Source organism: Asticcacaulis sp. SL142, from assembly GCF_026625745.1.
Taxonomy (GTDB): domain Bacteria; phylum Pseudomonadota; class Alphaproteobacteria; order Caulobacterales; family Caulobacteraceae; genus Asticcacaulis.
Window position 1 is genome coordinate 3,171,983 of the sequence record NZ_CP113061.1, and the last position, 18,488, is coordinate 3,190,470.

General features: G+C 59.3%; 19 protein-coding genes. 17 read left to right on the plus strand and 2 right to left on the minus strand.

Translation table 11 applies throughout. From position 1 onward, the window contains the following. Positions 1 to 24 precede the first annotated feature (24 nt). The 11 genes from OVA03_RS14515 to OVA03_RS14565 all read left to right on the plus strand — a co-directional run bounded on the left by OVA03_RS14515 (position 25) and on the right by OVA03_RS14565 (position 10,107). A complete protein-coding gene (locus OVA03_RS14515) occupies positions 25 to 264 on the plus strand; it encodes a gene transfer agent family protein (RefSeq protein ID WP_267525756.1) in 240 nt (79 codons plus the stop codon). After that, positions 261 to 443 (plus strand): phage tail assembly chaperone, encoded by a 183-nt coding sequence (locus tag OVA03_RS14520; RefSeq protein ID WP_267525757.1) that lies wholly within the window; start codon positions 261 to 263, stop codon positions 441 to 443. The genes OVA03_RS14515 and OVA03_RS14520 overlap by 4 nt, the downstream gene beginning before the upstream one ends. Then, positions 440 to 946 (plus strand): phage tail tape measure protein, encoded by a 507-nt coding sequence (locus tag OVA03_RS14525; protein WP_267525758.1) that lies wholly within the window; start codon positions 440 to 442, stop codon positions 944 to 946. The genes OVA03_RS14520 and OVA03_RS14525 overlap by 4 nt, the downstream gene beginning before the upstream one ends. Continuing rightward, complete coding sequence (locus OVA03_RS14530) at positions 943 to 1,551, plus strand: DUF2460 domain-containing protein (RefSeq protein ID WP_267525759.1); 609 nt, start codon at positions 943 to 945, stop codon at positions 1,549 to 1,551. The genes OVA03_RS14525 and OVA03_RS14530 overlap by 4 nt, the downstream gene beginning before the upstream one ends. Before the next feature lie 3 nt (positions 1,552 to 1,554). Then, the gene (locus OVA03_RS14535; RefSeq protein ID WP_267525760.1) at positions 1,555 to 2,226 is read left to right on the plus strand and encodes a DUF2163 domain-containing protein; all 672 of its coding nucleotides are present in this window, start codon (positions 1,555 to 1,557) and stop codon (positions 2,224 to 2,226) included. Next, positions 2,223 to 2,705 carry an NlpC/P60 family protein gene (locus tag OVA03_RS14540; RefSeq protein WP_267525761.1) on the plus strand — a complete coding sequence of 161 codons (483 nt, stop codon included), beginning with the start codon at positions 2,223 to 2,225 and terminating at the stop codon, positions 2,703 to 2,705. The genes OVA03_RS14535 and OVA03_RS14540 overlap by 4 nt, the downstream gene beginning before the upstream one ends. A 33-nt stretch (positions 2,706 to 2,738) precedes the next feature. Further along, positions 2,739 to 6,473, plus strand: coding sequence for a baseplate multidomain protein megatron (locus OVA03_RS14545; RefSeq protein ID WP_267525762.1), 3,735 nt, complete (start codon positions 2,739 to 2,741; stop codon positions 6,471 to 6,473). Positions 6,474 to 6,526: 53 nt separating this feature from the next. After that, positions 6,527 to 7,492 carry a DnaJ C-terminal domain-containing protein gene (locus tag OVA03_RS14550; RefSeq protein ID WP_267525763.1) on the plus strand — a complete coding sequence of 322 codons (966 nt, stop codon included), beginning with the start codon at positions 6,527 to 6,529 and terminating at the stop codon, positions 7,490 to 7,492. Positions 7,493 to 7,639: 147 nt separating this feature from the next. Further along, positions 7,640 to 8,002 carry a PepSY domain-containing protein gene (locus tag OVA03_RS14555; protein ID WP_267525764.1) on the plus strand — a complete coding sequence of 121 codons (363 nt, stop codon included), beginning with the start codon at positions 7,640 to 7,642 and terminating at the stop codon, positions 8,000 to 8,002. After that, positions 8,003 to 8,683: a response regulator transcription factor gene (locus tag OVA03_RS14560; protein ID WP_267525765.1), complete on the plus strand. Its 681-nt coding sequence runs from the start codon at positions 8,003 to 8,005 to the stop codon at positions 8,681 to 8,683. Continuing rightward, positions 8,680 to 10,107: an ATP-binding protein gene (locus tag OVA03_RS14565; protein WP_324291008.1), complete on the plus strand. Its 1,428-nt coding sequence runs from the start codon at positions 8,680 to 8,682 to the stop codon at positions 10,105 to 10,107. The genes OVA03_RS14560 and OVA03_RS14565 overlap by 4 nt, the downstream gene beginning before the upstream one ends. Position 10,108: 1 nt before the next feature. Here the strand turns inward: OVA03_RS14565 and OVA03_RS14570 are convergent, their stop codons facing one another. Both OVA03_RS14570 and OVA03_RS14575 read right to left on the minus strand, forming a co-directional pair. Then, on the minus strand, positions 10,109 to 10,735 hold the full coding sequence (locus OVA03_RS14570) for a hypothetical protein (protein WP_267525766.1): 627 nt from the start codon (positions 10,733 to 10,735) through the stop codon (positions 10,109 to 10,111). A gap of 2 nt (positions 10,736 to 10,737) precedes the next feature. Beyond that, a complete protein-coding gene (locus OVA03_RS14575) occupies positions 10,738 to 10,962 on the minus strand; it encodes a DUF2188 domain-containing protein (RefSeq protein ID WP_267525767.1) in 225 nt (74 codons plus the stop codon). 188 nt (positions 10,963 to 11,150) lie between these two features. On the opposite strand from OVA03_RS14575, the gene OVA03_RS14580 reads away from it, so the two are divergent. The 6 genes from OVA03_RS14580 to OVA03_RS14605 all read left to right on the plus strand — a co-directional run bounded on the left by OVA03_RS14580 (position 11,151) and on the right by OVA03_RS14605 (position 18,301). Next, on the plus strand, positions 11,151 to 12,518 hold the full coding sequence (locus OVA03_RS14580; RefSeq protein ID WP_267525768.1) for a hypothetical protein: 1,368 nt from the start codon (positions 11,151 to 11,153) through the stop codon (positions 12,516 to 12,518). Between the two features lie 71 nt (positions 12,519 to 12,589). Then, a complete protein-coding gene (ccmI, locus tag OVA03_RS14585; RefSeq protein WP_267525769.1) occupies positions 12,590 to 13,669 on the plus strand; it encodes a c-type cytochrome biogenesis protein CcmI in 1,080 nt (359 codons plus the stop codon). 4 nt (positions 13,670 to 13,673) lie between these two features. After that, positions 13,674 to 14,156: a cytochrome c maturation protein CcmE gene (gene ccmE / locus OVA03_RS14590; RefSeq protein WP_267525770.1), complete on the plus strand. Its 483-nt coding sequence runs from the start codon at positions 13,674 to 13,676 to the stop codon at positions 14,154 to 14,156. Further along, on the plus strand, positions 14,153 to 16,156 hold the full coding sequence (locus tag OVA03_RS14595; RefSeq protein ID WP_267525771.1) for a heme lyase CcmF/NrfE family subunit: 2,004 nt from the start codon (positions 14,153 to 14,155) through the stop codon (positions 16,154 to 16,156). The genes ccmE and OVA03_RS14595 overlap by 4 nt, the downstream gene beginning before the upstream one ends. Beyond that, positions 16,153 to 16,611 (plus strand): cytochrome c-type biogenesis protein, encoded by a 459-nt coding sequence (locus OVA03_RS14600; protein ID WP_267525772.1) that lies wholly within the window; start codon positions 16,153 to 16,155, stop codon positions 16,609 to 16,611. Before OVA03_RS14595 ends, OVA03_RS14600 begins: the two co-directional genes overlap by 4 nt. Before the next feature lie 169 nt (positions 16,612 to 16,780). Next, positions 16,781 to 18,301, plus strand: coding sequence for a Do family serine endopeptidase (locus tag OVA03_RS14605; protein ID WP_324291009.1), 1,521 nt, complete (start codon positions 16,781 to 16,783; stop codon positions 18,299 to 18,301). The last annotated feature ends 187 nt before the right edge of the window (positions 18,302 to 18,488 follow it).

Sequence of the window (18,488 nt, forward strand, 5' to 3'; positions counted from 1 at the left end):
TTCAATCCAGGGCGCGGCGAGGTTATGGCCGCTTTGGGTGGCCAATCGGTGCGGCTATGCGTGACGCTTAGAGCGCTGGCCACACTGGAGCATCATTTCGGGGTGACGGGGCTGGAAGCGCTGGCGGGGCGGTTGAAAACTCTGAGCGCTGGGGATCTGTCGGTGGTGCTGACGGCGCTCAGTCTTGAAGACATAACCGCGCTCGATATCGGCTTTCAGGAAGCGCTCGGTGCCGTTGTGGCCGCATTCGGAGCCTTGCGATGAATGTTGGCTGGGAACAGCGTCTGCGGCAGGCGGTTGTTGAGATTGGGCTAAAGCCTGCGGATTTTTGGGCGCTGTCGCTAAACGAATGGCTGGCCCTGATTACGCCGCCCGCCTCACCAAACCTGCCGCGCGATGATCTGCGCACCCTGATGTCATTATTTCCGGATGATAAGAAGTGAACGGTTTCGATAATTTTACGCAGCAGGTCAATGCCGCCGCTGTGGCGCTGAAAGGGCTGGAAGGCCCCGCGCAGGAAAGTGCCGATGCGATTGATCAGGCATTTTCAAAAGCCGGGGAATCTCTGGCGCGGTCGCTGGGTCGAGCGGCGTCGGATGGCAAGATTTCCATGGCCGAGCTGGCCTCTGCGGTCATCAATGCGGTCAATGCGGCGGCGCGGACTTCGGGTGGCGGTTTAGGCGATGTGCTGTCTGGTATCGGCAGCGTCTTTTCGGGGGCGCGTGCTGATGGCGGGCCGGTGACGCGTGGCGGCGCTTACCTTGTGGGCGAGCGCGGACCGGAACTGTTTCGACCGGCCACGTCCGGGTCAATTGAGACCAGTGCGGGCGGCCAGCAGGTCAATATCACGCTCAATGTCAGCGGCGGCGGTGAGGGGCTGATCCGCTCAGAGGCCCAGATCGCCAGCGCGCTTAATCGCGCCGCCAGATTGGGATTAAGGGCATGAATTTTCACGATATCCGGTTCCCAGCGCGACTGGCCTTTGGGTCGGGGGTGTCGATTGAACGCAAGACGGACATTACGTCCCTGGCGTCTGGTCATGAGCGGCGCATCAGCCCATGGGCGCAAGGGCGCAGGCACTATCTGATCGGGGCGGGCGTGCGCTCGCTGACCGACGCGGCGGAACTGCTCAGTTTCTATGAGGCGCGCGAAGGTCGGCTGTATGGCTTCCGGTTCAAGGACTTTGCCGACTTCAAAAGCGGGGCGCTTAATGCGGCACCGTCACGCACTGATCAGGTCATAGGCACTGGCGATGGTGTGCGCACCAGCTTCCAACTGACCAAGGCATACAGCGCGGTTTTGCGCCCCATTACCAAGCCGGTAGACGGCACAGTGACAGTGGCGGTGAACGGCGTAGAGGCCACAGTCACGGTCGATTACGCCACGGGGCAGGTGGTGTTCGCAACCGCGCCGGTCACGGGTGCCGTCATTTCGACCGGTTTTGAATTTGATGTGCCGGTACGATTTAATTCCGATCGTATCGAAATGACGCTGGAAAGCTTTGAGGCCGGTCGTGTCGCGGCCGTGGCGTTGATTGAGGTCAGGGGATAATCCATGCGCAACTTACCCGTATCGATGACCTCGGCGCTTGAAGCCGGGGTGGCGAAGCTGTGCCATATCTGGCTGATCGCGCGGCGCGATGGCGTGGAACTTGGCTTCACCGATCATGACACTGACATCACCTTTCAGGGCGCGCTCTGTGTGGCGGCGACGGGCCTGACCAAAGGGGCGGTGGAACAGGCATTGGGAACTGAGGGCTCCGGCGCCGTGTCGGGTATTTTAAGTGATGGTCGCATCACACCTGCGGATATCGAGGCCGGACTTTATGATGAGGCGGAGATCCGCGAATATGTGATCGACTGGACTGCACCGGATCAGTTTGTGCTGATGTCGTCGGGGACATTGGGGCGGATTGAGGCGCGCGACGGTATCGGTGAGGGGGCATCGTTCGTAGCCCATGTCGAAGGCCCCGCGGCCAAGCTTAACCGTGTGATTGGGCGGCGGTTTACGCACCTGTGTGATGCGGCGCTGGGCGATGCCCGCTGCGGTCTGAGCGCGCCTTCGGGCGTGTGCGATAAGCGCTACCGCACCTGCCGCGAGGTTTACGCGAATACGCACAATTTCAGAGGCTTTCCTGACCTGCCGGGTGAGGATTTTCTGACGCTTTACCCGCGCGTGGGCGATGCGCTGAATGGGGCATCGCGGCGTCAGGGTTCAGGGCGGTGACCGCGCTCAAGGAACGTACGGGGCCGTCCGACGGTGTTAGCGCAACTAAAATCGCCCGCACATGGATCGGCACGCCCTATCAGCATCAGGCCAGTCTCAAAGGGGTTGGTTGCGACTGTGTGGGGCTGATCCGCGGGGTGTGGCGGGAGCTTTATGGCGATGAGCCTATGGCCCTGCCGGCCTATAGCCCTGACTGGGCCGAGGTCGGCGGGTGTGAAATCCTGATTGAGGGTTTAGCACAACATTTTTCGCCGGTACCTTTGACGGAAGCCCACGCGGGCGATGTACTGGTGTTTCGCATGAAGTCGGGCGCGGTGGCCAAACATGCTGCGATTTTGCTGCACGATTTTGGCGATCCGCGGGCGCAGATCATCCATGCCTATTGGGGTCATGCGGTGGTGGCTTCGTGGCTCAGGCCGTTCTGGCAAAAACTGGCGGTGGTGGCGTTTCGGTTTCCAGTTTTGGGGTCTGGGGTCTGAGACCCCAGGTCTTTTTCTTGATCTAGGGGTTGTATGGCACAGGTTATTTTAAGCACGGTCGGCACCTATCTGGGCGGCCCGGTCGGCGGATTTATCGGCGCACAGTTAGGCTCCGCTATTGACAAAACCATCGTCAATTCGCTGAGCCCTACGCGCACGGTGGGGGCGCGCCTGAGCGGGGTGCGCCTGAACGCCAGCGCCCAGGGCGAGCCGGTAAAGCAGGTGTTTGGTCGCGCGCGTGTGGCGGCCACGGTCATCTGGGCGGCGGGCTTGAAAGAGAACCGTACCACCACCCGCGCCAGCAAATCATCGCCTAAGACCGAGAGCTTTACCTATAGCCTATCGATGGCGGTGGCTTTAAGCGAAGGGCCGATTGACGGTATCGGGCGCATCTGGGCCGACGGGCAATTGCTGGATCAGTCGAAGTACGTATACCGCCTGTATCTGGGTGACGATGAGCAAATGCCGGATGCCGCGATTGAGGCTATTGAAGGCCATGCCCCGGCCTATCGCGGGCTGGCCTATCTGGTGTTTGAGGATTTGGTTCTGACCGAATTTGGCAATCGTCCGCCCAATATTTCGGTCGAGGTTTTCCGTCGTCCAAAGGGTGATCATGACGATCTGGAAAGCCTGATTGACGGGGTGTGCCTGATCCCAGGGGCGGGGGAATTTATCTATGCGACGCAACCCAATGCCGTGCGTGAGGGGCTGACCGGCGCGCGTTTTGAAACGCAAAACACGCAGAATGGCCGCAGCGATTTTTTGGTGTCGCTGGCGCAATTGAAAGCGCATCTACCGAACGTCAAACGGGTCAATCTGGTCATAAGCTGGTTCGGTGATGACCTGCGCGTGGGGGAATGTCAGATCCGACCCGGCGTCGAGCAGGCGGTGAAAGTTACCACGCCGCTGACATGGTCCGTGAGCGGAGTATCGCGCGCGGACGCCTATCTGATCAGCACGATTGATGACCGGCCGGTTTACGGCGGCACCCCTTCGGATCAGACGGTGGTGGCGGCGATTGAGGCCCTGAAAGCCGAAGGCTATGAGGTCACGCTGATCCCGTTTATCCTGATGGATGTGCCCGCCGACAACGATTTGCCTGATCCCTATGGTGGGGCGCGGCAGGCGGCGTTTCCGTGGCGCGGGCGGATCGCGTCGGTTGAAGATGGCACCGCCGCCGTGACGGCGCAGGTCGATGATTTTTTTAATCGTACGTGGGGTTTTAAGCGCTTTGTGCGCCATGTGGCAGAACTTGGCGTTCAGGCCGGTGGGGTTGACGCCATTGTGCTGGGCTCGGAAATGCGCGGGGTGACGACCCTGCGGGATGGGGCGGGTGCCTATCCGGCGGTGGGGCATTTGCGGGCCCTGGCGGCAGAGGTGCGCAGCCTTATGGGGGCGGACGCGCAGATATCTTACGGTGCCGACTGGAGCGAATATTTCGGTCAACAGGCGGGTGGTGATGCGGTCTTTCATCTCGATCCTCTGTGGGCGGATGATAATATCGATTTCGTCGGTATCGACTGGTACGCGCCCCTGACCGACTGGAGGGACGGCGCGCATATGGATGCGGGTGAGGCGGCAGATATTTATGATCAGGCCTATCTCCAAAGCCGTGTGCGGGGCGGTGAGGGCTTTGACTGGTACTACGCTTCGGACGCGGATCGGACGATACAGACGCGAACACCGATCACCGACGGGGCCTATGGCGAGCCGTGGATTTACCGACCCAAGGATATACTGAACTGGTGGTCGAACGTGCACCATGACCGCATTGGCGGCGCGCGGTCCGTGACCCCGACGGCATGGGTGGCGCAATCGAAACCCATCCGCTTTATCGAATACGGCTGCGGCGCGATTGATAAGGGGCCTAATGCGCCCAACCTGTTTCTCGACCCCAAAAGCTCCGAAAGCCATGTGCCGCCGTTCTCGACCGGGGCGCGGGACGACCGCGCTCAGCGGGCCTATCTGATGGCGCTGGCATCATACTATGGCGAGGCCGCCAACAATCCGGTCAGTCCGGTTTATGGTGGGCGGATGATCAGCGGCATGGAGGTTTGGTGCTGGGATGCCAGGCCTTATCCGTACTTTCCGCAGAAATCGGATTTATGGGGCGATGCCGGTAACTGGAGCACCGGCCACTGGCTCAATGGCCGCGTCGGGTCAGGTGAGGTCCGCAATCTGATCGCTGATATTGCGCAGCAGGCCGGTGTCACCGACCTTGATCTGACCGAGGTTGAGGGCACCATCGACGGCTATGTGATCGAGCAGCCGATGTCGGCTTTTGAGGCTTTTTCACCGGTGCTTTCATACCTCGGGCTGGAGATCGCTGAACGCGGCGGCGGTGTGGCGCTGCTGTCGTCGCGGCATGGCTTAGACCGCAATATGCTGCGCGACGAACTGGCTTATGCGGATCGTAACCCCGTCATGGCGCGGCGTGATCTGATCGAGGTGCCGGGGCTTTTGACACTGCGGGCCTATGACCTGGACCGCGACTATCAGCTTCAGGCGGTGACGATGCGCCATGATGAGATTGCGGGTGCTGATCGGGTGAGCATCGATCTGCCGTTATCACTGACGGCCGGTCAGGCGGCGGATCATGCGGCCTACCTTTTGTCGGCCATGCAGCGCGTGCGCCATACGGTGACACTGGATATCGATCCGCTCGATTTGCTGCGGCTGGAGATTGGGGATGGTCTGATGTTGGAAGGCGATACGCGTACCTACCGCATCACCGCCATCGAGGCGGGCGAACAGCTGACCGCGACGCTGGTGCCAGCACCAGTTACACGAACATGGCCGGATGCCGAACCCGATGGGGCGACGGGTGTGGCGATCACTCAGCCGATTATGACGGGCCTGCGTATGCTCGATCTGCCGCCATTCAGCGCTGAGGACAGGGCGACGCCGGTGCTGATCCCGTCCGCCGCACCGTGGCAGGGCGCGGATATATATGCGGGCGCGGATACCGGTAGTTTGCGTCTGCGCGGGCGGGTGCAGGTGACCGGCGGGGTGGGGTACACGCTGATGCCATTGTTGCCGCAGCGTGCCTATTGTCTGCATGAGGATGCGCATCTCGATGTCTATCTTGAGGGCGATGCGCCGGTTAGCGTATCGGAGTCTGAGCTTCTGGCCGGTCGTAATCGTTTGTGTGTCAGGGCGATGAACGGCGAATGGGAGATCATCCAGTACCGCACGGCCACTTTGCTGTCGGCGCGCACCTATCGCCAGAGCGGGCTGATGCGCGGGCAGTTTGGGACGCTGGGTGCCCTAAGCGCGGGGATTGCGAACGGTGCTGAGGTCATCACCCTGCCCGATGAAATTACCCGCGCTGATATGAGTGTTGACGAGGTCGGTCTGCCGCGTCTGTGGCGGGCGGGGGCGATCGGCTTTGGCGGGGCCGCTTTGGGTGCGGTTGATATCACGGCGACATGGCAGGGGCTGTCTTTGCGGCCACGCACGCCGGTGCATGGTCGGGTACGCCGGTCGGGGGATGATCTGCGCATCACCTGGCATCGCTGTGCGCGCTTTGGCGGTGACGGCTGGGAAGGTGAGCCGCCCCTGTGTGAAGAGGTCGAAATATACCGTCTGCGTTTTTATCAGGGTGATGATTTGCGGCGCGAGATTGAGGTGTCGGCGGAAAAATTCACCTATACGCCAGCGTGGCGCGAAGCCGATTATCCAAGCGGATTTGACGCGGATAGCCGTCTTGACATCGCGCAAAAATCACAAATCTATGGATGGGGTTTGCCGCTCAAGTTGACCTTGTGAGGTAAAGCGCCTAGCACAGCCCCTGATATATAGTTCCAGTATCCGGAGGCGGTGTGGCCACAGATCCTTATTCTGAATTGGGCGTCAAACGTGACGCCAGTGCCGATGATATCCAGAAGGCGTTTCGCAAGCTGGCCAAGGAACTGCACCCTGACCGCAACCCTGGCAATAAGGTCGCCGAGGAGCGCTTTAAGCGCGTCAGCGGGGCGTTTGATTTCCTGAAAGACCCGGAAAAGCGCAAGAAATTTGACCGCGGGGAGATCGATGCCGATGGCCGCGAAATCTATCGCCGCGCCGGGCCGGGAACCGGCGGCGCTGCGGGCGCTTACGGTCAGGGCGGCGGCTTTGGCGGGGCGCGCGGCTCATTTGACGGCGTGGACCTGAACGATATCTTTGACATGTTCGGCGGTGGCAGTCGCGGTAGCGCAGGCGGTGGTTTCGGCGGGTTTGGCGGTGGTCAGGCAGCCCCCACCAAGGGCGCTGATCTGAAGGTCAAACTCGATGTCGATCTGATGGACACCATCATCGGCAATACCCGCCGCGTGCTGTTTTCCGATGGCCGCACGGTTGATGTCAATATTCCTAAGGGCACCAAGGATGGCGCGACGCTACGCCTGAAAGGGCAGGGGGCGCCCTCACCGACCGGGCGCGGGCCGTCCGGCGATGCGCTGGTGGAAATCCGCGTCAATCCGCATCCGATCTTTCGTATGGAGGGCTCTGACCTCCACATGGACCTGTTTGTCTCTATCCCCGATGCGGTGCTGGGGGGGAAGGTGCAGGCCAATACGCCTGACGGGCCGGTCAATGTGACCCTGGCCAAGGGCACCAATTCCGGGGGCGTGCTGCGCCTGAAAGGCCGGGGCGGGATCGACAGTAAAACCGGAAATCGCGGCGACCTGTTTGCCCATATCGTCGTGGCCCTGCCGGATGACATGGATGATGAACTGATTAAATTCTGCGAAGACTGGCGCAAGGACGGCGGCTATGTGCCGTCGGTGACGGCGTTTAAACGTAAGTAAGCCCCTCACCCCAACCCTCTCCCCGCCTGCGGGGAGAGGGGGCGGTAGGCTGATAAATGAGAACTCAAACCTTTATATTAGCAGATAACGCTTTTATGCTCGTCCCGTTCAGCTAAGGTTCAGGTGTTCGGGGGTATCAATGACGCTATGAAACAGGCAATTACCATTTTCTGTGCGCTTTTGGCGATGAGCTTGCCCTCAGCAGGGCAGGCGCAGGCTTTGCGGCTGGATGTCAGCGTGAGTGCGCCGATGCTGCTGGCTCAGAACTCGGATCGTCGGGACCGGGAGCGTCCCCGTGACGAGCCACGCCGCGACAATAAAGATAGCGAACCGCGCCGCGATGATCGCCTTAATCGCGCCATCGCCATCGCCATCGCGCAGTCTCGCGGGCGTGTGCTGGATGCCGGGCCTGAAAAGGGTGCCATATTCTGGGTGCGCGTGGCGACGGAGCGGGGCCGCGTGGATTTTCTGGTCGATACCAATTCCGGCCGTATAGTGGGTGAACGATAGATGCGCATACTTCTGGCCGAAGACGATCCCGACCTGTCACGTCAGCTTAAGACCTCATTGCAGGACGCGGGCTATGTGGTCGATCATGCCCCGGACGGCGAAGAAGCCCACTTTCTGGGTGATACCGAACCCTATGACTGCGTGATCCTGGATCTGGGTTTGCCCAAGATTGATGGTGTGTCGGTGCTGGAAAAATGGCGCCGTGACGGCAAGACCACGCCGGTTTTGATCCTGACGGCGCGCGGCGCCTGGTCGGATAAGGTATCGGGCTTTGATGCCGGCGCTGACGATTATCTGACCAAGCCGTTCCATACCGAAGAACTGCTGGCGCGCTTGCGGGCTTTGGTGCGTCGCGCCGCCGGTCATGCTCAACCGCTGCTGGTGTGCGGTGGGGTTAGGCTGGACCCAAGGGCGGCGCGGGCATCGGTTAACGGCGAGCCGCTGCGGCTGACGTCATTAGAATATCGGCTTTTGCACTATCTGATGATGCACCAAAACCGGGTGATTTCGCGCACCGAACTGGTCGAGCACCTCTATGATCAGGATTTCGACCGCGATTCAAACACCATCGAAGTGTTTATGGGCCGCCTGCGCAAAAAGATCGGCACCGACCGGATCGAGACCGTGCGCGGTTTGGGTTACCGGTTGAAACCGCTGGCCGATGAGGTCGCGGACCTGTGAGCAATAACGGCTGGTTATGGCTGAAGCGCAAGGTGTTTTGGGCGGATAGAACGTCGCAACCTGGCTCTCTGGTCGGGCACCTGATCCGGCTGGCCAGCGTGTGGTTTATTCTGGCGCTGGTGGTGACCTCAGTGACCCTGACCGGCTTTTTCCATCAGGCCCAGCTTGAGCGCTTTCAGCAAAATGTCGGGCAACTGGCCGACAATCTCTATTCCGATACCGACCTCGATATGGACGGTAAGATCGTCCCACCGAGCTTTTTCGATACCCGTACCCAGCGCGTCTATTCCGGCCTGTACTGGCAGGTCAGCGAAGTGGGCGCAAACGGTGAGGTGACGGTTCAGTCACGCTCACGATCCTTGTGGAATGATGATGTGCCTGTGCCCGCCAGTGTGTTGGCTGATATTCGCGCGACTCCGGGCGTGGCGTCCTTTTATGATGTGACGGGGCCGCAAGCGGAGCCGCTCAGGGCCGCGGCCATCTATACCCTGATCAAGGGGCGAGCCTTTGTGTTTGTGGCGGCCGAAGACCGCACAATGATGGATGCCGGGGTGCGCCGGTTCGGGTTTTTGATCGCCATCGCCATGATCATTCTAGCGCTGGGGTCGCTGGCGGCGATCTGGCTTCAGGTGCGGATCGGCTTGCGGCCTCTGTTTAAACTAACCGGCGAAATCCATGATTTGCGCGAGGGGCGTAAGGTGCGCCTCGATGGCCGTTACCCGACCGAAATCATGCCGGTAGCTAATCAGATCAACGGCTTTTTGGATACAAACCAAGAGGTGCTGGAGCGCCAGCGTACCCATGTCGGCAATCTGGCCCACGCGCTCAAAACGCCGCTGTCGGTGCTGCTGACGTCGGCTCAGGACGCGGATGAAAACCTGCCCGATATTGTGCGCCGTCAGACCGAGACCATGCGCGGTCAGGTCGATCACCACCTCAGACGGGCGCGGGCGGCAGCAAGATCGCAGACCATGGGGGAGCGCACGCCCATTGAACCGGTGCTGGATGAACTGGCCGTCACTCTGGAGCAGGTCTTCCGCGACAAAGATGTGGTCATTGACTGGCGCGCGCCGGAGGATCTGGCGTTTCGCGGCGAAAAGCAGGATTTTCAGGAGATTATCGGCAACCTGATTGAAAATGCCTGCATCTGGTGCCGCAAGAATATCCGCGTGACGGCGCAGGCTGAGGCAGGGGCGCTGTTTATGACGGTCACGGTTGAGGACGACGGCCCCGGCATGCCGGAGGAACGCTATGACGAAGTGCTGAAACGCGGGGCGCGGCTGGATGAAAGCGCACCGGGGTCGGGTCTGGGGTTGAGTATTGTCGATGAACTGGTGCGGGCTTACGGCGGCGAACTGATGTTCGACCGCGCCACCATTGGCGGGCTTAGGGTGACGCTGAAACTGCCGGGCGCACGAGTTTAGACTAGACTGGGCGACCGAGATCGACCCATTCGCGCATGGCTTCGATCATTTGAACAGTGGGATAGGCTTTGATGTCATCGTCCGATGCCCCGCGAGCGAGTTCACGTTCCCAGTACCATTCCTGAAAAGTAGCATAGTCACCAAGTATACGTGACGCTCCAACAGGTTCTGCACCAGCCTGTCTTATAAGCCAGTCGCGCACATGGCGGACGGCTTTTATATGATCCGCTCCATGTGAGCGGATGTCCCAACCTGATATATCAGACAAGCCTTTTTGATAATCATAACGGTCAGTTTCAAGTATTAGGATCGCTTTAGTCGAAAGAGGCTCTTCGCCAAAACGACAGCAACCATGATCAATGCCAAGCTCAAATGGCATGTTTAAGCGTGCATATTCATTTTCTGCTTTTGATTTACATCGACTTAAATCGTGGATGCCAAATTTTGAACCACGAATAAGTTCCATAATTCTGTCTAAACGATTTGCCGCATTATCCGGATTTTCATCGGCAATGCGCGGGAAGAGGCCTAAGTCTGTTATACAAAAGGCAATAGCTTGGAGTAGTGGTGCAAAATCGTCATCGAACGGACAGTTGATGAAGACAGACCGTTCGAACGGTAGCGGCATAGTTATCCTTTAGGCGGATGGGGGTCGTTGCCGTAGGAGTTACGTTCGCGGATGCGACCGTCGCGCCCGTGAATATAAAGCTCAGTCTTTTGATTTTGAGCGATTTTGGTTGCCGCTACAATAGCATCAGCTTGCGTTTTATGTACGCTGGTAGCGCGGGTTGAACCGGCTTTCTGAACATTCCAGCCACTGCCATTTGGTACAACATGTTGACCTTTTTTTGACATCACTATCACCTCCGAACCAGATGTAGTTACTTAGCATAAGTATAGCCAAAAGGCAAAATAAGCTTTAGAACTGTCGCTTCAACTCGCGCCCAGTTCCGGGTCAAGGGGGCTCGGCCCTTGATTATACGACTGTTAACCCTGTGCAGGCCATAGTTGGTGCGAAATCTTAGTCTGAGTACCGTCCCACTATGCCCGATATCCCGCCCCAGAAGCTGGCTTTGGTCAAAGGCCTGGTGAAAACCATGCCTGTGGGGGCTTTGCGCACGCTGGACAAGGCATTGGCTCTGTCGCGCGATGCCAAGATGCGTCAGGTGCGCGAAATTCTGCTGATCGAACTGGAAGCCCGTCACGCCCGCGATGTGGTCTTTGCGCCTTATCTGCCGCTGTTTCAGGCGCGCGAAGACGGACTGGATGCCGAGGTGTTTCCGAAGTGGTTGCTGGATAATCTGTGGCGGCAGCTACGGTCCGAAGAGCCGCAACTGTGCGGTGACGCGGTTGTGGCGATCCGCAGTCTGCGCGATGATGATCCGGCGCCGGTGGTGTTTTTCCGGCTGGTGACCGCGGGGGCGCGGATACTGCGTGAAGCACCGCTGGCCGTGGCACCCAAAGGCCACGATGAGGCTGATCTGCGCGAAGTTACGGAATTTGCCCATTACCTTGATCTGCACCGGCTACTGCGGCAGTTTCTGGCCCGCCTGCCTGACTGGATGGGGCGGATCGATGCCGAAAAGGCCGCGACGCTGAGACTGTGGTATAAGGACGCCTGCGCGTTTTCGGAAGATGCCGGGGTGCGCTTTATTGAGGCGATCTTTGCCAATCTTGATGACGGCGCGATGATCATCAAGATTATTGCAACGGTGGCCGACCGGCCCAATGACCGCTTTCTGGCTGAGTCCGAGCTGGCCGATTTCGGGGAGCGCATCCTGCTGCTGGCCGAACAGCGCACCGATACGCTCAAACGCCTGTTGAACCAGACGTCGAAAGACCTGAGCTTCATGGCCGAGGCCGGCGGAGATATCGGCCATTGCCTCAATGCGTTGTCGGGCCTTGAGCACTATATCGAACTGGCGCGGGACGGACCGTGGGGCAAGCGTGTGGCGGCCATCCATAAGGTCATTGCCGAACTGGCCGAAGACAGGCTCAAGGCCGCGGCCAACATCATGACTGAGGCCCTGCCCATGACGGCCGAAAAGGTCGCGGGGCGGGTACGCAAGGACTATCCCGATATCCGCACGCCTATGGATGACCTGGCGACACGCAATGCCCAGGCCATGCTGAAATTTGTGTGGGACATCAAATATTCGTCCGGTGCGGGCGGCTATGCGGCCCTGCACGGGCGCACGGTGCAGGCGCTCGAGGGGGCGCTTGATACCTATATGGATGATCTGATCGAGATCGCCAATCATGGGGCGGGCGGTGATGCCGAGGCGCTCATGACCCGGTTTGAAGGGGTGATCGACCTGATTGAGGCCTTAAGCGGCGAAGACCGGGCCTCACTGGCGCGACGTCGTGTCGCATCTTCGGATATATTGAACCCATCAAAATCGCTTGCCTGAAATTCCGTAAATTGTGTTAAGCCCAAAATCTGTGTCTGATTTTGGACGAAATTGATGGGCAATTCACGGGCATGATCCTGTTTTCAGTTATCGCGGCGGCTGTGAGCGCAACTGTGTTTGCGGTCGCCGGGCTGTGGCTGAAAGGGCGCCCGCCGGTGTCAGACCTTACCCGTGAAAAGGCGCTCTATGCCCGCTTTGTGGACGATGTGGATCTCCGGTTAGCGCGCGGTCAGATCGAGGCTGATCTGGCGCTTGAGGAAAAAGCCGAGGCCGGGCGCGCTTTGCTTAAGGCCGCGCGCGATCATGGTGAGGCGACAGCACCGTTAAAGCCGGTCGTGGTCATGGCGGGGGCGGCGCTGGTGGCGGGCTTAAGTTTTGGTCTTTATGTGGTCGTGGGGATGCCCGGCTATCCCGATCAGCCCTATGCGCAGCGGCTTGAGGCCTGGACGCAAATGGCGCAGACCAATCCCGATGTCCTGCCGCCCAAGCCGATGGCCGAGGTGTTGAAAGCCCGCGCTGACGATCACAAAAATGACTCCGGCTACTGGCAGCAACTGGGCCGTCATCAGGTCATGGCCGGTGACTATTTCGACGGGGCGCGGTCACTGGAAATGTCGGTCAGGCTCGATCCAAAGCGGGCCGAAGGTTGGTCTGATTTTGGCGAAGCGCTGGTGCTGGCGGCGGATGGCGTGGCCGATGACAGTGCGCGCAAGGCCTTTGCCGAGGCCCTTAAACGTGATCCGAATGATATTTCAGGGCTTTATTATACGGCGAAAATTCTGCGCGATGACGGCCGGTTCGATGAGGCCAAACTGGCTTTTGATAAGGTGCTGAGCCAACTGCCCGCCGGTGATCCGCGTCGGGAAACGATCGCGGCTGACCTCACTTCGCTTGAGGAGGCTCGCACCGCGCAAGATCAGGTCAACGCGCAGATTAAAGGCATGGTCGATAGCCTTACCGCGCGGCTGAAAACTGAGCCCGATGATCCCGATGGCTGGGCGCGGTTGTTGCGGGCGCACCGGGTGCTGAAAGATCAGGTGACGGAGGCTGAGACGGTTGCGGCCATTCGTGCTCAGTATAGTAACAATCCCGATCAGGTGGCGGCTATTTTAGACAAAGCCAAGGCCCCGGTCGGTCGTGAAGGTGGGTGAGCGTATGGGTTTCTGGCCAAAATCAATCAAGGCGCGGCGGCGTTTGACGCTGTTTTTATGGGTGGCACCGATTCTGGCCGCGGCGGTGGGGTTGACGCTCTATGCTCTGCGCGATTCCGTGGTCTATTTCTACACGCCGGGGCAGGCGGTGGCGGCGGGTGCGCCGCTCAATACCAATATGCGTCTGGGCGGGCTTGTGGCCCCCGGATCGGTGGTGAAAAACCCCGACGGTTCGGTGACGTTTGAGATCATGGACAATCTTGATGCCATGACCGTCACCTATCAAGGCGATCTGCCCGATCTGTTCCGCGAAGGTCAGGGCGTGGTGTGTGAAGGGAAGTTGACGCAGGCCAAGGCGTTTAAGGCGTCGACCGTGCTGGCCAAACATGACGAAACCTATATGCCCAAGGAAGTGACCAAGGCGCTGAAAGAACAGGGCGAATGGCGGCCAAATTCTGAGGCCAGTGCAAAGGCCGCACCTCTATGATCGCTGAACTGGGGACGTTTTGTTTAGGCCTGGCGTTTGTTCTGTCGGTGGCGCAGGCGCTGGTGGTGCCAGCCTCCAAACTGAAATTTTTCGCCGGGTTTGCGAGGCTGTCTGAGGGCCTGAGCCTGTCGGCGGCGGTGGCGATGGCCCTGTCGTTTGCGGCGTTGCTATACGCTTTTCTGGTCTCTGATTTTTCGGTCGCCAATGTCGCCGCCAATTCCCACACCTCAAAGCCGCTGCTCTATAAAATCTCCGGGGCATGGGGCAGTCACGAAGGTTCGATGCTGCTGTGGTGCCTGATTTTGTTGACTTTCAGCGCGATGGTTACCCTATTGGGTGCAGGTTTGCCCGACAGCCTGAAACATAAGGTGCTGTCGGTGCAAGGGTTGCTTGGGGCCATGTTCACCGGCTTTACCCTGTTTAGCTCCAACCCTCTGGCGCGGGTCTTTCCGGCGCCGTTTGAGGGTAAGTCGCTTAATCCCATGCTTCAGGACCCGGCGTTGGCGTTTCACCCGCCGCTGCTGTACCTCGGCTATGTCGGGTTTTCGGTGGTGTTCTCATTCGCCGTTGCGGCCCTGATCGAAGGCCGGATCGACCGGGCGTGGGCGCGCTATGTGCGGCCGTGGACGCTGCTGGCGTGGAGTTTCCTGACCGTCGGGATCACGCTGGGGTCATTCTGGGCCTATTATGAATTGGGCTGGGGCGGGTGGTGGTTCTGGGACCCGGTCGAGAACGCCTCACTGATGCCGTGGCTGGCTGGGACAGCACTTTTGCACGCCGCCATCGTCATGGAAAAGCGCGATGCGCTTAAGGCCTGGACGGTGTTTCTGGCCCTGCTGGCCTTTACCTTTTCGATGATGGGGGCGTTTCTGGTGCGCTCAGGGGTGCTCACCTCCGTGCACGCCTTTGCGGTCGATCCGCAGCGCGGGATTTTGCTGCTGATCATCCTGTTTGTGACGGCGGGTTTCGGGTTTACGCTCTATGCGCTGCGGTCGCGTGCACTTGGTTCATCGGGTGTGTTTGCGCCGGTCAGCCGGGAATCGGCGCTGGTGGTCAATAATCTGCTGCTATTTGCGGCCCTGTCATCGGTGTGTCTGGGCACGCTTTATCCGCTGCTGATGGAGGCCACGACGGGAAAGACCATTTCGGTCGGTGAACCCTATTATTTGCTGACCTACGGGCCGATCATGGGTGCTGCCCTGTTGCTGGCGCCGCTGGCCATGCTGCTGTCGTGGAAGCGGGCCGATCTTAAGGGCGTGGTGCAACGGCTGGCGGCGGCGTTTGGGGTGAGCGTGGTCTGTGCGGTTGTGGCCACGCTGGGCGTCAAGGGCATAGATGTCGGCGGTAGGGTTGTGTTTATCCTTGGACTGTTGCTCGGCTTTTGGCTCATTTTCGGCTCGTTCAAAATGCTGGCCGATCGGGTGGGGCTGTTCAGGGGGACGATGACGGAGAGCCGCCGTCGGTTTATGGGGTTAGCTTTAGGCACCCACGGCATGATTCTGGCCCATGTCGGTCTTGGGGTATTTGTGCTGGGGGCGACCTTCGAAGGCCATGCCCGCCTGAGCACCGCAGCGTCCTTGAGCGCGGGCAAGAACCTCGCGGTCGGTAATTATGAGGTGATATTTGACGGTATCCGCCGCTATGATGGCCCAAATTACCTTGCCGAAGCCGCGAACCTGACCGTGCGGCGCTTAGGCGGTCAGCCGGTGTGTGATGCCGCGCCCGAACGACGGTTCTATCCGGCGTCGCGCCAGACCATGAGCGAGGTGGCGATCTGCTTCACCCCGCTCAATGACCTCTATTTCGTGCTGGGAGAATCGAGCCTCGATGCTGCCGGTCAGCCGCAGTGGCAGGTCAGGGCGCTCTATAATCCGTGGGTGCGGCTGATTTTTGTCGGGCCGCTGCTGATGGCGCTGGGCGGGATATTGTCGCTGCTCGACCGCCGTTTGCGTCTGGGGGTGGCGACCTCATCGAAGGCGCTGAAACAGGAGGCATCATGAGGAAACTACTGACCGCATTGGCCATTGCCGTCCTTGGCCTGTCGCAGATGGCGACCGCCGTGACCTCCTCCGAGATCATGCTCGATCCGCGTCAGGATCAGCGGGCGCGGGCGCTTTACGGTGAGGTGCGCTGCGTGGTCTGTCAGAATGAGGCGATTGGCGACTCGCAGGCCGATATCGCCGCCGACATGCGCCGGGAAATCCGCACTGAAATCCTGTCCGGTAAGACTGATAAAGATATCCGTGAGGAGCTAACCGCCCGCTACGGTGATTATGTTCTTTTTCGGCCCAGGTTTTCGGCAGGCAATCTGATTTTGTGGCTTTTGCCGCTGGCCTTGGTGCTTGCGGGCGCATCCACTCTGGCGGTTATGGCCAAAACTAAAATAAAAACAAAGATTTATTCTCTGGATGAGCAGGAGCAAAAAGCCCTCGACGACCTGATTAATAAACCTTAAGCGCCGTCACGATTTTGCCTCACGCTTAAGTTTATATGGCTTCCTGACAAATAGACTTGAAAAACCTCGTAAGCGCGGTTCACAATCGCCATATGTCACTTGATCCAATTTAAGGGTTCGGCGATTTACGCTTTGAACCGCAAAGGTAACTATGATGGGGAAACTCGATTTGAAGTCGCTTCTGAAGAACAAGACCAGCCTGGTCGGCGGTATTGTCGGTCTGGCGCTGGGCGCCACGGTGGCCGCCGGTGCCATGACGGGGATTGCCAACCTCGATAACCTCACGGGTGGTTATGACGGCGCCCGTCTGATCAAGACCCAAGACCTGACACCGGTTAAGCCGCCTGCGGGTGCTCCGATGTCGTTTGCCGACATCATTGATCGCGTATCACCGGCAGTCGTATCTATCGAGACCAAGGGCAAGGTCAAGGTACCGCAAGGCATGCCGATGATCCCCGGTTTCAACTTCCCCGGCCAGACTCAGCCCGGTCAGGAAGCCCCTGAACAAGAGGTGCGCGGCGCAGGCTCCGGCTTCTTCATTTCCGGTGACGGCTATATTGTCACCAACAACCACGTCATCGCCGAAGCCGACGAAATCATGGTCAAGCTGACCAATGATCAAAAGCTGAAGGCCACTGTCATTGGCCGCGATCCGAACACAGACCTTGCGGTGCTTAAGGTCGAGGGCAAGAACTTTCCGTTTGTGAATTTTGAGCTGGAAACCAAGCCACGCGTCGGTGACTGGGTGATCGCGGTCGGCAACCCGTTCGGATTTTCGGGCACCGCCACCGCCGGTATCGTCTCGGCCTATGGTCGTGACATCGGTGAGCAATATGTCGATTACCTGCAAATCGATGCGCCGATCAACCGCGGTAACTCCGGCGGTCCGACCTTTGACCTCTATGGCCGCGTGATCGGCGTCAACACCGCCATCATTACGCCATCGGGCGCGTCTGCTGGGGTGGGCTTTGCCATTCCGGCTGAGATTGCCCATTCGATCACCCAAAAGCTGATCAAGGGTGGCAAGATAGAGCGCGGCTATATCGGCGTCAGTGTCCGTCCGATTACGGACGAAGTGGCCGAAAGCCTCGGCATCACCGATATGGACGGTGCTTACATCAGTGACGTCACCAAGGGCGGACCATCTGAAAAGGCCGGGGTTCAGCCGGGCGATATCGTGCGGGCCGTCAATGGTGAAAAGATCAAGTCCAACACCGACCTGACCCGCCGGGTCGGGGCGGTGCGCGTTGGCGATAAGGTCACTCTGGATGTGGTGCGCTCCGGCAAGCCGGTGAAGCTGACCATCACGGCTGCCCTGCGCCCTACCGATGAAGAACTGAACAAGGGTCTGCCCGGTGGTGCGGATCAATCTTCGCCTGACGCGCCCGCCAATGCGCCGGGGGCTCTGGGCCTCAGCCTCAAGCCGGTCTCGCCGGAAACGCGCAAGAGCTATGGCATCGAAGACGGGATCACCGGTCTGGTCATCACCTCGGTGGCACCGGATTCGGATGCGGCCAAGAAAGGCATAAAGCCCGGAATGGTCATCGTGCGGGCGGATAATCAGCCGGTAACGACGGCGGCTGACCTCACCCGTGTGATTGATATCCTGAAAAAGGCCGGACGTCCCAGCGTGCTGTTGCTGATCAATTCCGAAGGTATCAATGTGCCGGTGCCGCTCAGTTTGAAGTAGTCAGGCCGTCTACCTCCTCCCTGCGCTTGCGGGGGGAGGAGGGTCTATTACGGTTATTTCATTTGTAATCAGCCCCCTGAAAGTATTAGACCAGTCTCAAATCTGAGGCTGGTCTAATTTTCTTCTGGCCGCGCATTTGTTTCCAAAAACCGCTTCACACTTTTTGGAATGCGCTTTAGCTTCAGGG